This is a genomic window from Polynucleobacter sp. AP-Reno-20A-A9 (assembly GCF_018882085.1).
Taxonomy (GTDB): Bacteria; Pseudomonadota; Gammaproteobacteria; order Burkholderiales; family Burkholderiaceae; genus Polynucleobacter.
In genome coordinates this window covers 1-19299 of sequence record NZ_JACVPB010000013.1, presented here as the reverse complement: position 1 = coordinate 19299, position 19299 = coordinate 1, and the positions used below count along the sequence as shown (strand labels likewise).

Sequence of the window (19299 nt, the reverse complement as noted above, 5' to 3'; positions counted from 1 at the left end):
TTATGCCCACCTTATCAGTCATACTCATCACCCGCAATGAAGAGGCCAATTTGGACGATTGCCTGGCCTCCCTGGAGGGGATCGCCCAGCAGATCGTAGTTGTCGATACCAATAGCTCTGACCGCACCCTTGAAATAGCTAAAAACCATGGGGCAACGATAGCTCAGCCGTCTGATTGGCCCGGTTTTGGGCCCCAGAAGAACCGCGCCCTAGATCTAGCTACCAGCGAATGGGTCCTCTCTTTAGATGCCGATGAAAGGCTGACCCCAGCCCTAAAGTCAGAAATTCTGACGGCGATTCACCATAGCGCCCATGTAGATTGCTTTGCCATCCCAAGGCTGTCTTGGTATTGCGGACGCTTTATCCGCCACTCTGGCTGGAGCCCTGATTATGTCGATCGTTTATTTAAACGAGGCACCGCCCGCTTCTCAGATGATTTGGTTCATGAACGCCTCGTTCCAAATGGCCCAGTGGCTAAGTTAGAAAATCCAATGTTGCATTACAGCTTCATGAATTACTCTCAAGTACTCCAAAAGCTCGATCGTTATTCCTCCGCCTCTGCAGAGCAAGCCTTTGCTAGAGGTAAAACTAGCAGCCCTCTTAAGGCAGTTCTACATGGAGTTTGGGCATTTTTCCGGACCTATGTTTTGCGTGCAGGATTCTTAGACGGCCCTCAAGGATTTGCATTGGCCGTATCCAATGGCCAGGGAACTTACTACCGCTATATCAAGTTGTGGCATCTGAATCAGGAAGCCGGTAAATGATTTCGATTTTGCTGGCTACGTATAACTGGCCACAAGCGCTCAAGCTGTGTCTAGAATCTCTAGCTACCCAAACCGATCAGAACTTTGAAATCATCATTGCTGATGATGGCTCTACCGAGAGCACAAAACATCTCATTGAATCCATTAAAGGTTCACACCCAGCCTCTATCACCCATCTTTGGCAAGAAGACCGAGGTTTTCAAAAAACCAAGATCTTAAATAAAGCAATTGCAGCAGCCCATGGCGACTATCTAGTTTTTCTGGATGGTGACTGCATCGTCCAGCCAGACTTTGTGGCGCGGCATCGTGCGCTGGCACAAAAGGGTTATTTAGTGACTGGTAGCAGAGTCCTACTCAATGACAGCCTCACCACTGAATTACTTACTTGGCCTAAATGGAGTTTTGAGCGCTTTTGCTCAAACCTTATGAGCAAGCGTATTCGTGGAGACATTAATAAATACTGGCCCCTCAAGATAAAACTGGGTAATGGGTCTTGGCGTGATTACAAAAAATTTGTTTGGCGCCGTATCAAGGGTTGCAATATGGCTTGCTGGAAGGCCGATGCTGAAGCCATCAACGGCTTCGATGAAACCATGACAGGCTGGGGTCATGAGGATGCAGATTTTATCTTCCGCTTACAACATCATCACATCCGCCGTAAGTCAGGCTCATGGTCTACTGAGGTACTTCATCTCTTTCATCAGATCCACGATCAAAGCAATGCTGCCGAGAATGCTCGACGTGTTCGCGAGAAGATCTTGGCCAAGGCGCTTTGAGTACTCCTGTTGCTATGACTACCTACTCCACACTTAAACCTAAAAAGGTTTTATTCATTGCCACGAGGCAAATTGGCGATGTCTTGGTAACCACGCCCCTAATTAGTAAAGCTAGAGAGCTTTGGCCTGATGCGGAGTTTCATTTCTTAGGGTATCGCGGCAAGTTAGAGATGCTCCATGGCAATCCCGATATTAGTGAAGTGATTGAAACTTCTGATCGACCAGGGTTTGGTGAATACCTCACCCTCTTCAATCGCCTGTTTCAACGCTATGACTTAGCCGTTGTTACACAACCCAGCGATCGCGCCTACCTCTATGGTCTTGTGGCTGCTTTTAGAAGAGTCGGTGTACTAGGTGGCCACCCTCAAGGCAAAGATGCGCAAGATCACCAGAAAAGAAGTAAGAGCGAAAAGCAAAATGCTTGGAAGAAATTCATCTGCATGCACACAGTGGATGTTGACTACTTTCAGCAGCATGTCATTACTGAAAAGCTCCGCCTGCTAGAGGCCTTCTTTAAAAACCCTTCTGAATTATTTTCCAAACCGATATCAGTTACTCCACCTGCTGGAGAGCCTTTAACTCCGGTTATTACAAACGAACTTAAACAGCCATACGTCGTGGTGCACCCAGGACCACTGACGGCCTATAAACGTTGGCCCCTAGGGTATTGGCAAGAGCTCATTACCTGGCTCGTCAAGCAGAACTTCCAGGTGGTATTGAGTGCTTCACCTGCTAAGCAAGATGTGCAACTCAATCACGACATTATTTCTTTATTGGATGAAGAAACCAAGAAAAAAGTGATTAATGCAGCTGGCAAATTATCGATTCCTCAAGCTGGCACCTTGATTCGTGGTGGTGCTTTGTATATTGGGGTTGATACTTCAATCACCCACTTAGCAGCAGCATGCAATACCCCAACCATCACTCTCTTTGGCGCAACCCCACCAACGAACTTTGGCCCATGGCCCAATGGTTTTATTGGTGAACAGCCATATCAATTGCGTGCTCGCACCCAAACCGTTGGTAATGTCACTATCCTGCAGGGTCCTGGTGAATGCGTGCCATGCCGTAAAGCAGGATGCTTAGATAAAGCCGATAGTTATAGCGAGTGCCTGGACTTACTAGAACCCAAGCAAGTCATTGAGGCGATTCAGAAAGCATTGCCGAACTAAAGCAACGGTCAATGCTGCAATACCGTACTTAGAGATACTGAATCTGTACAGGGTCTTTTTGCTTAGAAGCTAAGATTTGATTTAGACCATGCAGGCAGGCATCATCAGGATAGATGCGCAACTCTTCTGGGAACTGCATTAAGCAGGCACCACCACTGGTAGTAACAGCAGCGGTCAGCATTAAACCCTTCATACCCTCATTCGATCCCGGCGCAGCGGGAGCAGATGCACCCAACTTAGGATCGCGCACACGATTGGCCATCAGGTAAGGATTAATTTGGCTGCGAAGCATCTTGATGTCAATTGCATTATCAATACAAACATGCACATTGCGGGCAAAACGCATACGCGCACCCGTGATATCCATTACCGCCTCAGACACAATACGCATGCCGCCTGAGAACTTATCGGGTGTCACATTGACCTTCGCGACCAAGAGCTCATCTTCTTTTAACCAGGAACGATTCGGCTCATAAACTTCGCTATACAAGGTCACTTCGAGAGCCGCAGAGCCATCATCGATAGTTGCAATCATCATGCGACCACGTTGACCAGTCAGCATCCGCGCTGAAGTAATGATGCCGGCAATAAGCTGATCCTTGCCTTCCGTTACTTTAGATAATGGCTGACGAATAAAGTGAGAAGTCTCGTCACGATAGGCGTCGAACATATGACCCGTTAAGCAAAGGCCTAAAGAAGTCTTCTCTTCTTGCAGTCGCTTCTTCTCAGACCAAATAGGCTCGCGCACTAACTCTGGGAGATGGCGATCCTCTTCCCCGGCCACCTCAAACAAGCTCACCTGGTGAATCGATGCCTCTGCTTGCTCAGCAGCCTCAATCGCTCTTGCTAACGATGCCAGCAAGGTGGAGCGAATGTCATATAAGTTTCCACCTGCAGGAACGGAGTCACGATACAGGCTATCAAACGCACCAGCACGCATCAGCGCTTCAATCGCGCGGCGATTGACTTGTCTACGATCTACCCGTGCGCAGAAATCAAATAAATCTTTAAATGGTCCACCAGTTTCACGTTCCTTCACGATAGACTCAATTGCCGCCTCACCGGTTCCGCGCACAGCACCCAAGCCATAACGAACATGGCTAATTGGGGAATCAGGAGCAGCATCAGGTGCGCGCAATGGGGTGAACTCATAAACACCGGTATTGATATCTGGAGAAAACACGCGAATGTTATTCGCTGAGCAATCGTCATACAGAATCTTCACCTTATCGGTGTCATCCATTGCAAGCGATAAGTTGGCCGCCATAAATTCAGCGGGGTAATACGCTTTGAGCCATGCAGTTTGATAAGCCAAGAGTGCGTATGCAGCAGCGTGGGACTTATTAAATCCGTAACCTGCAAAACGTTCCATCAAGTCATAAATCTCGTTTGCTTTTGACTCTGTAATACCACCCGCTTTTGCGCCATCACTAAAAATCTTGCGATGCTGGGCCATCTCTTCTGGCTTTTTCTTACCCATCGCACGACGTAACATGTCGGCGCCACCCAATGAGTAGCCGCCAATCATCTGCGCCATTTGCATCACCTGCTCTTGGTACACCATGATGCCGTAGGTTTCTTGTAAAACGGGCTCAATACGAGGATCTGGGTACTCTACTTTTTGGCGACCATGTTTACGCTCAATGAAGTCTGGGATCAAGTCCATTGGGCCCGGACGATACAGGGCTACCAAAGCAATAATGTCTTCAAAGCGGTCAGGCTTAGCTTCACGTAGCATGCCTTGCATGCCACGGCTTTCTAGCTGGAACACCGCAACGGTATTAGCGCGCTTCAGAACATCAAATGCTTTTTCATCATCGAGAGCAATTTCGCCAATATTCCAATCTTTGCGATCAGCGTGCAAGGCTTTAATCCAACGCTCTGCTGCTGCCAAAATAGTTAAGGTAGTCAAGCCCAAGAAGTCGAACTTCACCAAGCCAATCGCCTCTACGTCATCTTTATCAAATTGACTAATGACGGAGCTACTATCTTGATCTTTGCTTTCTTGGGTGTAGAGCGGACAAAAATCAGTCAGGCGCCCTGGGGCAATCAATACGCCACCGGCATGCATACCGACGTTACGGGTCATACCCTCCAACTGTTGCGCCAAAGAAAGCAATTGACGCACTTCATCTTCATTCTTTTCGCGTTCCGCTAATTGCTTCTCTTCCTTCTTAGCCATCTCAATGGTCATGTACTGACCAGGCTTATTCGGGACTAGCTTAGCGATACCGTCTACGAAGTTATAGCCTTGCTCTAAAACGCGCCCCACGTCACGAATCGCCGCTCTAGCAGCCATCGTTCCGAAGGTGGCAATCTGACTTACCGCATCTTTTCCGTACTTATCTTTTACGTACTGAATCACACGGTCACGACCATGTTGGCAAAAATCGATATCAAAGTCGGGCATCGATACCCGCTCTGGATTAAGGAAGCGCTCAAAGAGTAAGTTGTAGCGCAGCGGATCCAAATCGGTAATACCGAGTGAGTACGCCACTAAAGAGCCCGCACCAGATCCACGACCAGGGCCTACAGGCACACCATTGTTCTTAGCCCAGTTAATAAAGTCTGCCACGATGAGGAAGTAGCCTGGGAAACCCATTTGCGCAATCGTCTTGACTTCAAAGACCAATCGCTCGTGATAGCGCGCCATCTCTTTTTCGCGCTCTGCCGCATCTGGGAAATTGCGCTCCATGTGGCGCTTCAAACCAATTTCTGATTGCTGCAATAAATAATCGTCGAGCGTAATACCAGGAGGCGTTGGGAAATCCGGTAAACGGGGTTGACCCAACACCAATGAGAGATTGCAGCGCTTGGCAATTTCAACCGAGTTTGCCAATGCTACGGGCAAATCAGCGAAACGCTTTTCCATTTCCTCTTGGGTCAAGAAATACTGCTCGTCATTAAACTTTTTAGCGCGACGTGGATTGCCTAGCAACTCACCCTCAGCGATACAAACACGGGCCTCATGCGCCGTGAAATCGCTCTTCTGCATAAACTGCACAGGATGCGTTGCCACTACTGGCAGATCTAGATCACTGGCAAGATGGCAAGCCAGCTGGAGTTGTCTTTCATCTTGAGGATTGCCGCCGCGTTGGACCTCGATATAGAAAGACTTCGGAAAGAGTTTTTCGTAGCGTCCGGCAACAATCTTGGCATGATCGTCTTGCCCACCCAATAGAGCGATGCCGACTTCACCCATGCGTGCTCCAGAAAGTGCAATCAAGCCATAAGTCAGCGTGCGCTTCGCAGCTTTGTCTTCTGCTTTAGCAGCAGGCTCACTAAACCAAGCGGAATCAACTTCAGCGCGACCACGGGATTGATTGTCTAGAGACGCTCTACTGAGCAACTCACATAAATTGAGATAACCAGAATGGTTTTGCACCAAAAGCAATAAGCGATGAGGCTGATCTGGATCCTGGGGGTTGCTCACCCAAACATCCGCTCCGGCAATGGGCTTAATCCCACTAGAACGGGCGGCAGTATAGAACCGCACCAAGCCAAATAAATTACTTAAATCCGTAATTGCTAACGCGCCCATCTCATCTTTGACGGCGGCAGCTACCGCATCATCAATGCGCACGACTCCATCCGTAATCGAAAACTCGGAATGGACGCGGAGATGTACAAAACGGGGTGAAGCCATGAGATGATTTTAGCTGTGTCGACACTTAAAAACCCTCCACCCCCAGCCGGCGGCTATCGCGGGCGATTTGCCCCTTCCCCTACCGGACCGCTGCATGCCGGATCGCTGGCTACAGCCTTAGGAAGCTGGCTAGATGCCCGTAAAAACGGAGGTAAATGGCTCCTCAGGATCGAGGATTTAGATGCTCCAAGGTGCATCCCTGAGGCAACCGGGCAAATTCAGGCTCAATTGCTCGCCTGCGGCCTTTCTTGGGATGAGGGGATCATTCACCAATCTCAACGCCAGGAAGCTTATCAGAGGGCTTTAGAGCGCTTAAATGCGCTCCAATGCCTGTATTCCTGCTCATGCTCAAGACAAACCATTGCCAATACCCTAGCCAAACTTGGAATAGAGACCCCTCGCAACCAAGAGATGGTCTATCCCGGCACCTGCCGTCCTGCCACTTTAATCAGCAATTCCCCAGAATCTTTCGGGGAATTACAGCGGGCCTGGCGAATTGCCCTTCCCAAAAATTGTCATATTGAATTTAAGGACTTAGCCCTGGGCTCTCAAAGCCAAAATCTCAATACGGCAGTGGGTGATTTTGTCTTGCGCAGAAGTGATGGCCTATTTACTTATCAGCTAGCTGTAGTAGTCGACGATGCCGAGCAGAACATCACTCACATTGTTCGTGGCGAGGATTTGCTCAGCAACACAGCAAGACAAATTTATCTACAAGAAGTTTTAGGATACAGGCGACCAGAATATCTGCACTTACCTCTGGTGCTGGATGAACATGGTGAAAAACTCAGCAAGCAAACTTTAGCAACGCAAATCAATACACAAGATGAGAGGCACTCGCTATTAGAGTTGCGTAAAGCGGCAACACATTTGGGACTGCAGAATTTGCCTGATGGCGAGAATGTCACTATTGCAGAGTGGCTATTGGCAGCCACTCATGCATGGCGAAGTTGATTATTTTTTCTTAAACCCGCCGAGTAAAGCACCAACAGCAGGTTTAGCAGGCGTAATACCTGCCTTCTTCTCTTCTGGCTTGCTAGCGTCTGCAGTAGATGCTGCGGGTGCAGACGGCTCATAAGGTTTGTAGAAGAAAGGGTCTGACATTTTCGCTGGTGCGCTGTAAGAACTTCTAGAACTGCCAGAGCTGCCATAGCTACTAGATGAAGGACGACTTTGTGAGGGCGCACCTTCTGGCAAAGGCTGCACATCTAACTTACGCTTCATCAACTTTTCGATATCGTCAAGCAATCGCTTTTCACTGGCATCTACCAAGGCAATCGCATCACCTTTGCTACCAGCACGACCTGTACGACCAATACGGTGAATAAAGTCTTCCGCGTTGTAAGGCAGTTCGTGATTAATCACACAAGGCATATCAGGAATATCTAAACCACGAGCAGCTACATCGGTTGCAACCAAGGCTTCAATTGCGCCAGATTTAAATGCATCTAAAGTTAAGGTACGCTCACCCTGGCTCTTGTCTCCATGAATCGCGCCCGCTTTAATACCATCGCGCTCTAAGGCGCGAGACAACTTTGCACAGCCTAAACGGCTATTGGTAAAAATAATGCATTGACGTGACAAACCAGCACGGGTACGTGCTTCTAAAACTTTGACAATGGCACGTTGCTTATCTGCAGAAGAAACCATGTGTACCACTTGCTTCACGGTATCAGCAGCAGCATTTTGACGTGCCACTTCAACAGTTACCGGGGTACGCAAATAACTTTGTGCCAGCTTCTTAATTTCTGGGGAGAACGTTGCAGAGAAAAGTAATGTCTGTCTTTGGGCAGGAATTAAATCAATGATGCGCTGCAAGTCAGGCAAGAAACCCATGTCGAGCATACGATCGGCTTCGTCCAGAACCAAAATCTCCACCTGTGAGAGGTTTGCAACTTTGGAACCAATGTGGTCGAGCAAGCGTCCTGGAGTAGCAATCAGGATCTCTACGCCATTGCGCAAAATTCCTACTTGCTCTTTCATATCTACGCCACCATATACAACGGCGGCGCGTAAATCAGTATGTTTTGAGTAACTAGCGGCATTCTCGGCCACCTGCACTGCCAACTCACGAGTTGGAGTCAGAACCAGTGCGCGAATAGGATGACGCGCTGGCGATGCACTGTTGCTAGCGTGACGCAAAATCTTTTGAATGATTGGCAATACAAAGGCGGCCGTCTTACCGGTGCCGGTTTGTGCTGCGCCCATCAAGTCGCTACCCGCTAATACATGCGGAATGGATTGCGCCTGAATCGGAGTAGGGATGGTGTAACCCTGCTCAAGAACCGCTTTTTGAATTTTCGGATCTAAACCAAAGTCAGCAAAAGTGATTGTTGCCGCAGGGGCAGTAGCAGCACTAGCAGTGTCAGTAACGCTAGGGGTAGCGGTGTCGCTAACCCCTGTAGAAGAATTTATTTCAGTAGCAGTATTTGTCAAGGTAACTTACAGGATGGCCGCAATGCCGGCCTTAGCGGTTTCAGCATCCTCGGTCGATTTAACGCCGGAAACGCCGACTGCGCCGATAGTAAACCCATTTACATCGATATTAACGCCACCCTCCAACATGCCCGAAATATGTGGAGCAGATAAGAAAGAGATGCGGCCGTTATTAATAATTTCTTCGTAAACACGGCTTTCGCGTTTACCCATTGCAGCAGTACGTGCCTTTTCTTGAGCAATGTATGCAGACACAGGAGCGCAACCATCACGACGAATCAAGCCCAGCATATGACCGCCATCATCACAAACGGCAATCGTTACTGCCCAATTATTTTTAGCAGCGTGTTGATCGGCTGCATTCAAAATCTTTTGAACATCAGCTTGAGTGAGGTAAGGTTTAGTAGCGGTCATGTTTAATCTTTCTGTCTCGAATATGGTGTATTTGTTTCATGCACTTCTATATAAGTACTTGAATTATAAGGGGTGTAGCCAGATTAAACCTGAGGAATCTAGCTCCACCCGCCCTAATTTGCTCTAAGTACTTCTTATTTAAGGAACTCTTGGGCTGCAACGACTCCACTGGCCTTAGGTTTGAAACCCATAGAACCCAGACTCATCTCCACCCCACTTAAAGCCGCCATCAGGCTTAGCTCATTGCAATCGCCCAAATGGCCGATGCGGAAGGCCTTACCTTTGATCTTGCCCAAACCAGTTCCCAAGGAGAGATTGAATTTCTCTAAAGCGTGTTTACGCAATACATCCGCATCCATACCCTCTGGTGTTGCAATACAAGTAAGCACTGGTGAATAGCAATCTTCGTCTTGACACTGAATCTCCAGACCCCAAGCCTTCACTGCTTCACGACATGCTGCAGCTAAACGTTGATGACGCGCAAAGATCGTATCCAATCCCTCAGCCATCATCATGTCCATCGCTTCATGCAATCCGTACATGAGATTGGTGCTTGGCGTAGTTGGCCAGTAACCCGTTTTATTGGATTCGAGAATTTCGTCCCAAGCCCAATATGCTTTATACATTTTGTTATTTTTACTCACCTCAATTGCGCGTGGCGACAAAGCATTAAAGCCAATACCAGGAGGCAACATCAAACCTTTTTGTGAGCCAGAGATAGTGACATCCGCGCCCCACTTGTCATGCTCATAGTCCGCCGAACCCAAGCCAGATACGCTATCCACGAACAATAAGGCTGGATGCTTTAAGGAATCAATCGCTTTACGAACGTTTGCAATGTTTGAAGTAACACCGGTTGAAGTTTCGTTGTGCACTACACAAACAGCTTTGATCTCATGGCCAGTGTCTTTACGTAAACGCTCTTCAATCACAGCTGCATCTACACCCCAACGCCAAGAATCTTGACCTGACTTACCAACTACCTCAACATCTAAACCAAGACGCTTACCAAGTGCGCGCCACAAGTTGGCAAACTGACCAGTTTCATAGAACAATACTTTGTCGCCAGGATTGAGAACATTGACCAGGGCACCTTCCCAAGAACCGGTTCCGGATGCGGAATAAATAATGACCGGCTGCTCCGTTTTAAAAATCTTCTTAATGCCATCCAATACCTTTAGACCGAATGCACCGAACTCTGGGCCGCGATGATCAATGGTTTGGTAGCTAATGGCGCGCAGTACGCGTGGAGGCACAGGACTTGGGCCAGGTATGTGTAAAAAATGGCGTCCTGATGCGTGGTTATCAAGTTTCAACATGCTTTGTCTCATTTTTAAAGTGTTTATAGGTAGTTATTTCTGCCGCTAGTGTATGACAATTTTTGGAAAATTTCCATTTTGTATACAAACTATTTGCAATTAAATACTAAATAAAGCCTATATAAGGCATTTAAAGGCTGTATTTATGAGAAAAGATGGTTTATTCTTACTTTTGTATACAAATTAATAAGCTAGCGACATAACTAATAGCCAAGGCTTGATCCATGACAGTGCTAGAACAGCCAAATTCCCAAAACTTGCATGAAGCAACTTTCGAGAAACTAAGATCCCTCTTGGTTGAGGGCAAGATTGCCCCCGGCAGCAAACTCAATGAACGTGAATTAGCTGAGAGTCTTCATGTATCCCGCACCCCCATTCGGGAGGCGATTCGTCGCTTGGCTGCTGAAGGCCTGGTTGAGTTGATTACCAATCGCGGTGCTATAGCAGTGCAACTCAGTCTTGCGGATGTATTAAATACGTTTGATGTAATTGCAGACCTCGAAGGATTCTCAGGGGAATTGGCAGCCAACAATATTAGCAATGCCACCCTTTCTGAATTAGAAGCCCTTCAATATGAAATGATGGCCTCTTATGCGCGTCGTGATTTATCTGGTTACTACAAACTCAATTTGCGCATTCATCATCTGATTAATCAAGCGGCCAACAATCCTGTTTTATCAAAACTCTTTACCCAAGTGAATGCGCGCATTGAAGCATTACGCTTTCGCTCCAATCAGGATGGCGTTAAGTGGGAGAAGGCTGTAGAAGAGCATCAAGAGATGCTCGATGCACTCAAAGCAAGGGACAGTGTCCGCATGAGAAAAATTATGATCCAGCACGTCAGAAACAAACGCGATGTGGTTGCTCAATTACTTCAATCCGAATCCACGCTAGAAACCACTAAATCATGAATAAGCCCTTAGACCTTAAAGAACTCATGATTGATCAGGCTGCACTCGCTAAACGTCTGCGCCAGGAGACCTCTGGTGAAGTCATGACCGATAGCGCGAGTCGCGGACGTTATGCGACTGATGCCTCCATCTATCAAGCGATGCCTGTTGCAGTTTTTGTACCAAAGACTGCGCAAGACATTGCTAGCGCTATTCAGATTGCAGCAGAGATGGGTGTTCCTGTTCTGCCGCGTGGAGGTGGCACTAGTCAGTGTGGTCAAACAACTGGTGCAGCTTTGGTGATCGATAACACCAAATACTTCAGAAATGTTTTAGATCTCAATCTGGATAAAGGCTATGTTGAAGTTGAGCCTGGCATCGTGCTCGATCACCTTAATGGTTCACTGAAACAACATGGTCTTTGGTATCCGGTCGATGTTTCCACTGCTGGGCAAGCAACCATTGGCGGTATGGCAGGTAATAACTCCTGTGGCAGCCGCTCGATTGCTTACGGCAATATGGTGCACAACGTTTTAGGGACTGATGCTTGGCTAGCAGATGGCAGAATTGCCAACTTCGGTGATTACGCAAGCAGCACTGGTGCCGCAAAGCAGCTGGGTGATTTTGTTAAAAACCTAGCCACCACTCTCCAACCAGAAATCGAAGCATGCTTTCCGAAGGTGTTAAGACGTGTAGCGGGATATAACCTCGATATTTTTCATCCACAGAGTGATTTGCCCTACACCCAAGACGGCAGCGTAAATCTAGCCCACCTGTTGGTAGGCAGTGAAGGTACTTTAGGCTACTTTAAATCACTCAAGCTCAAACTTGCGCCTTTGCCCCAACACAAGGTCCTGGGCATTGTGAACTTTGCTAGCTTCTATAAAGCAATGGATAGCGCACAACACATTGTGAAGCTTGGCCCTACCGCTGTTGAGTTAGTCGATCGCACCATGATTGATTTAGCGCGCAGTAATCCTAGCTTTAAGAAAACAATCGAGACCGCCTTAATTGATCACACAGCACAGACTCCTGAGGCAATCTTATTGGTAGAGTTTTCTGGTGAGTCTCATGCACCGTTGCTTGAGAAGCTCAAGGCCTTACAAGAGCTGATGAGTGATTTAGGCTTGCCAGGATCAGTAGTCCCGATGCCTGATGCATCCCTGCAAAAGAATTTATGGGAAGTGCGTAAAGCTGGCCTAAACATCATGATGAGTCTTAAGGGTGATGGCAAGCCGGTAAGCTTTATTGAAGACTGCGCCGTTCCACTAGAAAGCTTGGCTGAATACACCCAGGCTTTAACGGATGTGTTTTCTAAATATGGTTCACGTGGCACTTGGTATGCCCATGCTTCTGTTGGTACTTTGCACGTGCGCCCTATTTTGGATATGCGCAGAGATGGCGCTCAAAAAATGCGGGCGGTTGCAGAGGAGGCATCTGCCTTGGTTCGTAAATATAAAGGTGCCTATAGCGGTGAGCATGGCGACGGCCTATGCCGTGGTGAGTGGATCTCTTGGCAGTTTGGCCCAAAGATCACTGAAGCCCTCGCAGAAATTAAATACGCCTTTGATCCTAAAGGATTATTTAATCCAGGCAAGATCATTGATCCCCCTAGAATGGATGACGCAAGCAACTTTAGATTTCCGCCGAGCTATAAGGTCATTCCACTACAGCCTGCATTAGATTGGTCCGCTTGGAACGTACAAAACGATCCGGTGACTGAAGCAACTACCGCACCTGGCACTGGTGGCGATCCAGCAATGGGTTTAGCGAAAGCAGTCGAGATGTGCAATAACAATGGTCACTGCCGTAAGTTTGATGCTGAGGTGATGTGTCCTAGCTATCGTGTCACACGTGATGAGAAGCATCTGACTCGTGGCAGAGCCAATACCCTGCGTCTTGCACTGTCAAATCAATTAGATATCAAAGATCAGACGTCGCCACTCGGTAGCGATGCCATTAAAGAAGTAATGGAACTTTGCGTGAGCTGTAAAGCCTGCCGCCGTGAATGCCCTACTGGCGTGGACATGGCCAAGATGAAGATTGAGTTCCTCTCTGCCTATAAGAAGCGTGTAGGTCACTCTTTGCGAGATTTGGCAGTTGCTTATTTACCTAAATACGCCAGCACCATTAGCGCCATTCCACTCTTACCAGCTCTACTAAACGTACGCAATCACATTAAGCCGATTGCAACACTACAAGAGTGGTTCATGGGCATTTCTGCGCAAAGAAGTTTGCCGATTTGGAAAAGCAAGAACTTCTGGAACCAGAAAGCAGCTAACTCCCATCAGTACACACCCGAGCAATTAGCGATCAATACCGATGGTAAAGGTATTGTCCTTTTGGCAGATACCTTTAATGCCTACTTTGAAGATGAAAATCTCCAAGCCGCATTAAAGGTTCTGAATGCTGCAGGCTATCGGGTTCATATTCCGCATAAGAGTCAAACCAACACTACAAAACAACCAGATAACACTGGAAGCGGCTGCTCTAAAGAGTTTTGCTGTGGCAGAACCTATTTAGCTGCAGGCATGGTTGATAAGGCCAAGGAAACTCTCGGTGAGCTAGTTGATCACCTTGCACCTTATGCCGACAAGAACATTCCGATTATTGGTTTAGAGCCTTCTTGCCTCTTTACCTTGAAGGATGAGGCCTTAGTAATGGGCTTTGGCGATCGTGCTGTGAGCGTTTCTAAGCAAGCGCAGTTACTGGAAGAATTCTTGGCCAGCGAAGCAAAAGCAGGCAAGCTTAAGTTGAATCTAAAAGCAGCTGAAAAGTCAGTCCTGTTTCATGGACACTGCCATCAGAAGTCATTTGCTGCGGTTACCCCTGCCATGGAATTACTCAAGCTAATCCCGAATGCAGAGCCCAAGCTAATTGAGTCTTCTTGCTGCGGTATGGCCGGTAGCTTTGGCTATGAAGCCGAGCATATAGAAGTGTCTAAGCAAATGGCGGAAGCAAGTCTTTTGCCAAGTATTCGGAAGTCGCCAGATAGTTGGGTGGTTGCCGATGGTACGAGTTGTCGCCATCAGATTGCCGATGGCACGCAACGAGAAGCCGTGCATATCGCCAGAATTTTAGCGGCGCATCTATAAGAGCAAAAAAGAGGATGGGGCGGCGTATTTTTGTTTAACGAATTACGCCGTAACCCACCATGAGCAAAGTTCCAGTCAATAAAGCTGGAACTAAACGCTTGGTGGGCTTAGAGATCATCACACCGATAGATAAGACGCAGATCAGAATACGGATCCACAAGGGAACTGTTGCCATTAGACCTAAGGGCATCACAATCAAACGAATCGTTAAAGCAGCAACCATTGCGTAAGTGACGGCAGCCAACCAACGAAAGATCTCGCTATCTTGGTTAATGCTTTGCGATAGCAGCACACCAATCGCACGACAGAAATAAGTGCCAAGGCAAGCGCCTACTAAGGCAATCCATAACCCCCACCCAGAGAGCGCATTGGTCATAGTGTTGATCGTGTCCATCATCCAACTACCCCCGTTTTCTTGCGCAAGAACTTACGATCAATAAAGTAAGCAATTGTTCCGGAGACTAATCCTGCAGTTAACAAACTGGTATCGCGATCAATGACAAAGAAAATCGGGCCAAAGATACAGCCCAATAAAAGAGCAATCCGATTAATCCAAGGCTTTACTTCAGTAAACGTCAGCAAGAAAAACAAGGGATTAATAAAGACTAAGCCTAAGGTCACTGCAGGTGGCACCATACCGGCCAAGTAAAAACCCAGAATGGTTCCCGGAATGGAGATCAACCAGCACAGCAATCCCAAACCAACAAAATAACTGAGGCGATGCTTCACCTCAATTGCATGAAACTCGCGCATCGAGATCGCCCATGCTGTCATTGCTAGCAAATGGACTGAGGCATAGAGACTACGATTACGATCTTTTTGATGAAACTGCGGAAAGAGTGTCACCGTCATAGTGATAAAGCGTGTAGAAGTGAGTGTCACCGCCAATGCAATGGCAACAACTGATGAGCCAGTAATGGCCATCTCGAGCAAGACCACCTGTCCTGGCAAGGCGAACATAAAGAATGATGTGAAAGTAGTGAACCAAACATCAAAGCCGTTGGTTTTACCCATTGCCCCAAAGCCAACCATGCCAGCAAAGAGCACCATCGCAGGAGCGCCTGCGGCATCCCGAATGCCAGACCAAAAAGCATCGCTGGGGTTTTTAAAGCGCTCTGCTGCAGACTCCTCTAGCGCGATTTCACTAGGATCAATATAGGGCTGGTCTGCAGATGACATGGATTAATTGTAAGCCTTGTAGGAAGCTAGAGCCCATTCAATATGTTCAGCCACCAAAGCATCGGCACCAGTAAGTGCCTCGGTTAATGCCAAGCGTATTGCTGACTTATCAAGCTCAGCAACATCAGGATTTGCAAGCGCATTGCCCATCGCTACCGCTATATTGCGACGCCAGCGGCTATAGCCAATTCTACGAATGGCGCTACCTTCATGGCGCTGCCCAAACTCGGCCTCGGTCCAAGACCACAGATGTAAAAGCGATGCCTGCCCTAAACCATGACGCTGTGCAAAGTCTGGTAACTCAGTACGCTTGGCAAATTTGTTCCAAGGGCAAATGAGTTGGCAATCATCACAGCCATACACGCGATTACCCATAGCCCTTCTAAATTCAACCGGTATGGCTTCTGGATTTTCAATGGTGAGATAAGAGATGCAACGTCGTGCATCCAATTGATATGGCGCAGTAATGGCTTGAGTAGGGCATACATCAATACAAGAGGTGCAGGTGCCGCAATGCTCTTCGATCTCTTGGTCTATTGGTAACGGGACATCTACCAAGATCTCGCCCAAGAAAAAAGTAGAGCCAGATTCTCGATTGAGTAAAAGCGTGTGTTTGCCACGCCAACCTAAACCTGCCTTGCGAGCTAGCTCGACTTCCATCAAGGGCGCAGAGTCTGTGAATACGCGATAACCCAACTTCCCAATGCGCTCTTCGATGAGCCCGGCAAATTCTTGCAAGCGATTACGTAATACTTTGTGATAGTCGCGTCCGCGGGCATACATTGAGACAACTGCTTGGGTAGGATCCTCTAGCCTCTGCCACTCTGCATCAAAATCGGTTTTGAGTGGGAGGTAGTTCATAGACACACAAATCACTCGCACCGTACCGGGTACCAGTAGCTCGGGATCGGAAAGTAATTCGGCATGGCGCTGCATGTACTCCATATGACCATGACGACCATCGGCCAGCCATTCCTGCAAACGCTCTGTTGCAGGCCCTAAATGGGTATCGGTAATGCGTAAGCCATCAAACCCCAATGCCACAGCTTGGGCCCCAAGCCAATCGCGCAGATTGGACTCATCTAAAGACTGAGGTTTGACAGATAAAGACATATGGAATACTGAATGTAGCGCAATAATTGAATAAACTAGGGGAATGGCTCAAACACAGGCAACCAAAGCAATACCGCTCACTGCAATTGATCTCTATTGTAGGCAGGAAGCCGATACCGCCTCTCTAGCTAAGCAGCTGGCCGCCAGTTTTGGGCACTTTCTGACTAAGCAGTCAGGCGCGCACCTCAATATTTCCCTAGAAGGCGATCTTGGCGCTGGCAAAACAACCTTTGCGAGATACCTCATTCAGGCGCTAGGTCATGACGGCAAGGTAAAGAGTCCTACATACACCTTGTGCGAACCCTATCCACTTCAGCTAAATGAGCAAGCAATCACTGTTCACCACTTTGATTTGTATCGCATGCGCGATCCCCTGGAATGGCAAGAGGCAGGATTTGCAGAACATTTTGATGTTCCTGGTATTTGCTTAATTGAGTGGCCAGAAAAAGCAGAAGGATCTCTGCCTGTATTTGATATTCAGATTCAGTTAACTGCAGGAACAGATGAAAATGAGCGCAGTATTAAGCTCAATGCTTTCAGTCAATCTGGAGCAAGCGTACTACAAGAGCTTCAACCAAGGTGATACGCAATCAATAGATGAGTACTAAGAAAACCAACCTCTTTAGAAGGCAGCATCTCAAGACTTCAGTAAAGTTCTTGAGCTTTGCACTGCTTCTGACTGAGATTGATATTGCTTGGGGAGCAAAGATCCTAGGTGTGCGCGTCTGGCCCTCTGAGGACTACACCCGCGTTACCCTGGAATCCGATACACCGCTACCGATTACCCAACAGATTTTGACGAACCCTGATCGTTTAGTAGTGGATGTGCAAGGATTGGAGCTCAATCCCACGCTTAAAGATTTGGTAGCTAAAGTAAAGCCGAACGATCCCTACATCTCTCAAGTTCGAGTGGGGCAATTTCAGCCAGGCATTGTGCGTTTGGTTTTTGACTTAAAAGAACCGATCAAGCCACAACTCTTTACCTTGGATCCCATTGGTGAGTACAACTACCGTATGGTATTTGACCTCTACCCCACTACACCACCAGATCCATTGATGGCTTTGGTTAGAAGTAGCGCCAAGAAAGAAAGCGCTCTTGAAAAATCTAATGAAGAGGTAGATCTGATTGCGCAGTTCGCCACCAAGAAAGAAAAAGAGCTAGCCAAGACTCCGGCGGCACCAGTGGCACAAGCGATTCCAGATAACAAACCACTTCCTGAGCCCGCTAAATACAAGCGCTTAATTACGATTGCGATTGATCCTGGCCATGGCGGTGAAGATCCTGGTGCTATTGGCGCTGCAGGCTCACGAGAAAAGAATGTCGTGCTCGCTATTGCAAAGAGGCTGAAAGACAAGATTGAGGGCGAAGCCTATATGCGCCCTTTCTTAACCAGAGATGGCGATTACTTTGTGCCACTTCACGTCAGAGTGCAAAAAGCTAGACGTGTAGAAGCGGATTTATTTGTATCAATCCATGCTGATGCCTTTATTGAAAGAAATGCTAAAGGAGCTTCTGTATTTGCACTCTCGCAAATGGGTGCCAGTAGTACGGCAGCAAGATGGATGGCTAATAAAGAAAATGCTTCCGACCTCATTGGCGGCATTAATATCAAGACGCAGGACAGGCAAGTCGCCAACCTACTATTGGATATGTCGACTACCGCTCAGATTAAGGACTCCTTACAGGTAGGTAACTCGATTCTCAAACAAATTGGTGGATTTGCACCTCTGCACAAGGGCAAAGTAGAGCAAGCCAGCTTTGCAGTGCTTAAAGCGCCAGATATCCCTTCCATCCTCGTTGAGACCGCATTTATTAGCAACCCCCAGGAAGAAGCCCGATTGAATGATGACGGCTACCAGGATCGGATTGCAGAGGCTATTTTGAAGGGAATTAAGGACTATTTTTCCAAAAATCCACCGGTCGCCAGACGGGTCAACTCCTAGGATCTTGTAGTTACAAGGCTTGAGGGGTGGCCCCTACAAACCAAGGGGAGGCCTACAAACTTCTTGCTATAATTTATGGCTTAACTGGGTCGGTAGCTCAGTCGGTAGAGCAGCGGACTTTTAATCCGTTGGTCGCGAGTTCGAATCTCGCCCGACCCACCAAGATGTACAAGGCTTCAAAGGCAAAACGCTTTTGGAGCCTTTTTTCTTTTGGAATGTAATGTATTGGCTATGTATTGATTGCGAGGCTATATTTAGTAAAAAGAAAGGTTAATGAAGCTAACCTCACTCTTTCTTAGTGGCCGCAGCCAGCTTTTTAGTCATAGAAATTTTTGCAATACTCTCGGGACTTTGTTTCCTACCCAAGGCTTTTGCCCTCATTTTCTCAAGCGTCTCAGGAGAGTGCTTTCTTCCTGTCATACCGATGGTAATCCCCCCTTATTTAACCGAACCTAGAAGTAGAGTTAATTAAGCAACCATGGCCAGTCGCTGTTTCGGGGTAATGCCGCCCAATGCCATGTTTGGACGTTGATGATTGTATTTATACATCC

At 47.6% G+C, this 19299-nt stretch carries 16 protein-coding genes and 1 tRNA gene; 9 read left to right on the top strand and 8 right to left on the bottom strand.

Annotated elements, in window-relative coordinates; genetic code table 11:
* Nucleotides 1-2: 2 nt before the first annotated feature.
* The 3 genes from ICN39_RS09720 to ICN39_RS09710 are packed head-to-tail and all read left to right on the top strand — an operon-like array spanning nucleotide 3 to nucleotide 2712.
* On the top strand, nucleotides 3-764 hold the full coding sequence (locus ICN39_RS09720) for a glycosyltransferase family 2 protein (RefSeq protein ID WP_216233836.1): 762 nt from the start codon (nucleotides 3-5) through the stop codon (nucleotides 762-764).
* A complete protein-coding gene (locus tag ICN39_RS09715) occupies nucleotides 761-1540 on the top strand; it encodes a glycosyltransferase family 2 protein (RefSeq protein ID WP_216233835.1) in 780 nt (259 codons plus the stop codon). The genes ICN39_RS09720 and ICN39_RS09715 overlap by 4 nt, the downstream gene beginning before the upstream one ends.
* Nucleotides 1541-1554: 14 nt before the next feature.
* Complete coding sequence (locus ICN39_RS09710) at nucleotides 1555-2712, top strand: glycosyltransferase family 9 protein (protein ID WP_216233834.1); 1158 nt, start codon at nucleotides 1555-1557, stop codon at nucleotides 2710-2712.
* Nucleotides 2713-2740: 28 nt separating this feature from the next.
* On the opposite strand, the gene dnaE is transcribed toward ICN39_RS09710, so the two are convergent.
* Nucleotides 2741-6358, bottom strand: a complete 3618-nt coding sequence (dnaE, locus tag ICN39_RS09705; RefSeq protein WP_216233833.1) for a DNA polymerase III subunit alpha — start codon at nucleotides 6356-6358, stop codon at nucleotides 2741-2743.
* A 15-nt stretch (nucleotides 6359-6373) separates the two neighbouring features.
* On the opposite strand from dnaE, the gene gluQRS reads away from it, so the two are divergent.
* Nucleotides 6374-7312 (top strand): tRNA glutamyl-Q(34) synthetase GluQRS, encoded by a 939-nt coding sequence (gene gluQRS, locus ICN39_RS09700; RefSeq protein WP_370623728.1) that lies wholly within the window; start codon nucleotides 6374-6376, stop codon nucleotides 7310-7312.
* Here gluQRS and ICN39_RS09695 read toward each other — a convergent pair whose 3' ends face one another.
* From ICN39_RS09695 to ICN39_RS09685, 3 genes are all read right to left on the bottom strand, one after another.
* A complete protein-coding gene (locus ICN39_RS09695) occupies nucleotides 7313-8794 on the bottom strand; it encodes a DEAD/DEAH box helicase (RefSeq protein ID WP_216233831.1) in 1482 nt (493 codons plus the stop codon). It lies immediately after the preceding gene.
* Between the two features lie 6 nt (nucleotides 8795-8800).
* Nucleotides 8801-9208 carry a heme-binding protein gene (locus ICN39_RS09690; protein WP_216233830.1) on the bottom strand — a complete coding sequence of 136 codons (408 nt, stop codon included), beginning with the start codon at nucleotides 9206-9208 and terminating at the stop codon, nucleotides 8801-8803.
* 134 nt (nucleotides 9209-9342) lie between these two features.
* Nucleotides 9343-10527, bottom strand: coding sequence for an alanine--glyoxylate aminotransferase family protein (locus tag ICN39_RS09685; RefSeq protein WP_216233829.1), 1185 nt, complete (start codon nucleotides 10525-10527; stop codon nucleotides 9343-9345).
* A gap of 224 nt (nucleotides 10528-10751) precedes the next feature.
* On the opposite strand from ICN39_RS09685, the gene ICN39_RS09680 reads away from it, so the two are divergent.
* Nucleotides 10752-11438: a GntR family transcriptional regulator gene (locus ICN39_RS09680; protein ID WP_216233828.1), complete on the top strand. Its 687-nt coding sequence runs from the start codon at nucleotides 10752-10754 to the stop codon at nucleotides 11436-11438.
* Nucleotides 11435-14512, top strand: coding sequence for an FAD-binding and (Fe-S)-binding domain-containing protein (locus ICN39_RS09675; RefSeq protein ID WP_216233827.1), 3078 nt, complete (start codon nucleotides 11435-11437; stop codon nucleotides 14510-14512). Before ICN39_RS09680 ends, ICN39_RS09675 begins: the two co-directional genes overlap by 4 nt.
* Before the next feature lie 34 nt (nucleotides 14513-14546).
* Here ICN39_RS09675 and ICN39_RS09670 read toward each other — a convergent pair whose 3' ends face one another.
* From ICN39_RS09670 to queG, 3 genes are read right to left on the bottom strand one after another with little or no spacing between them, the layout of a single operon-like run.
* The gene (locus ICN39_RS09670) at nucleotides 14547-14909 is read right to left on the bottom strand and encodes an AzlD domain-containing protein (protein WP_255532435.1); all 363 of its coding nucleotides are present in this window, start codon (nucleotides 14907-14909) and stop codon (nucleotides 14547-14549) included.
* A complete protein-coding gene (locus ICN39_RS09665) occupies nucleotides 14906-15691 on the bottom strand; it encodes an AzlC family ABC transporter permease (protein WP_216233826.1) in 786 nt (261 codons plus the stop codon). The genes ICN39_RS09670 and ICN39_RS09665 overlap by 4 nt, the downstream gene beginning before the upstream one ends.
* A 3-nt stretch (nucleotides 15692-15694) precedes the next feature.
* Nucleotides 15695-16804 (bottom strand): tRNA epoxyqueuosine(34) reductase QueG, encoded by a 1110-nt coding sequence (gene queG / locus ICN39_RS09660; protein ID WP_216233825.1) that lies wholly within the window; start codon nucleotides 16802-16804, stop codon nucleotides 15695-15697.
* Between the two features lie 43 nt (nucleotides 16805-16847).
* Here queG and tsaE point away from each other — a divergent pair, with 43 nt between their 5' ends.
* The 3 genes from tsaE (at nucleotide 16848) to ICN39_RS09645 (ending at nucleotide 18910) form a co-directional block, all read left to right on the top strand.
* Nucleotides 16848-17387 (top strand): tRNA (adenosine(37)-N6)-threonylcarbamoyltransferase complex ATPase subunit type 1 TsaE, encoded by a 540-nt coding sequence (gene tsaE, locus ICN39_RS09655; RefSeq protein ID WP_216233824.1) that lies wholly within the window; start codon nucleotides 16848-16850, stop codon nucleotides 17385-17387.
* A gap of 14 nt (nucleotides 17388-17401) precedes the next feature.
* Entirely contained in the window at nucleotides 17402-18748 is a 1347-nt protein-coding gene (locus ICN39_RS09650) for an N-acetylmuramoyl-L-alanine amidase (protein WP_216233823.1), read from the top strand.
* Between the two features lie 86 nt (nucleotides 18749-18834).
* Nucleotides 18835-18910, top strand: a tRNA-Lys gene (locus ICN39_RS09645).
* A 123-nt stretch (nucleotides 18911-19033) separates the two neighbouring features.
* Here ICN39_RS09645 and ICN39_RS09640 read toward each other — a convergent pair.
* The gene (locus tag ICN39_RS09640) at nucleotides 19034-19168 is read right to left on the bottom strand and encodes an NUMOD3 domain-containing DNA-binding protein (protein ID WP_216233822.1); all 135 of its coding nucleotides are present in this window, start codon (nucleotides 19166-19168) and stop codon (nucleotides 19034-19036) included.
* Between the last annotated feature and the right edge of the window lie 131 nt (nucleotides 19169-19299).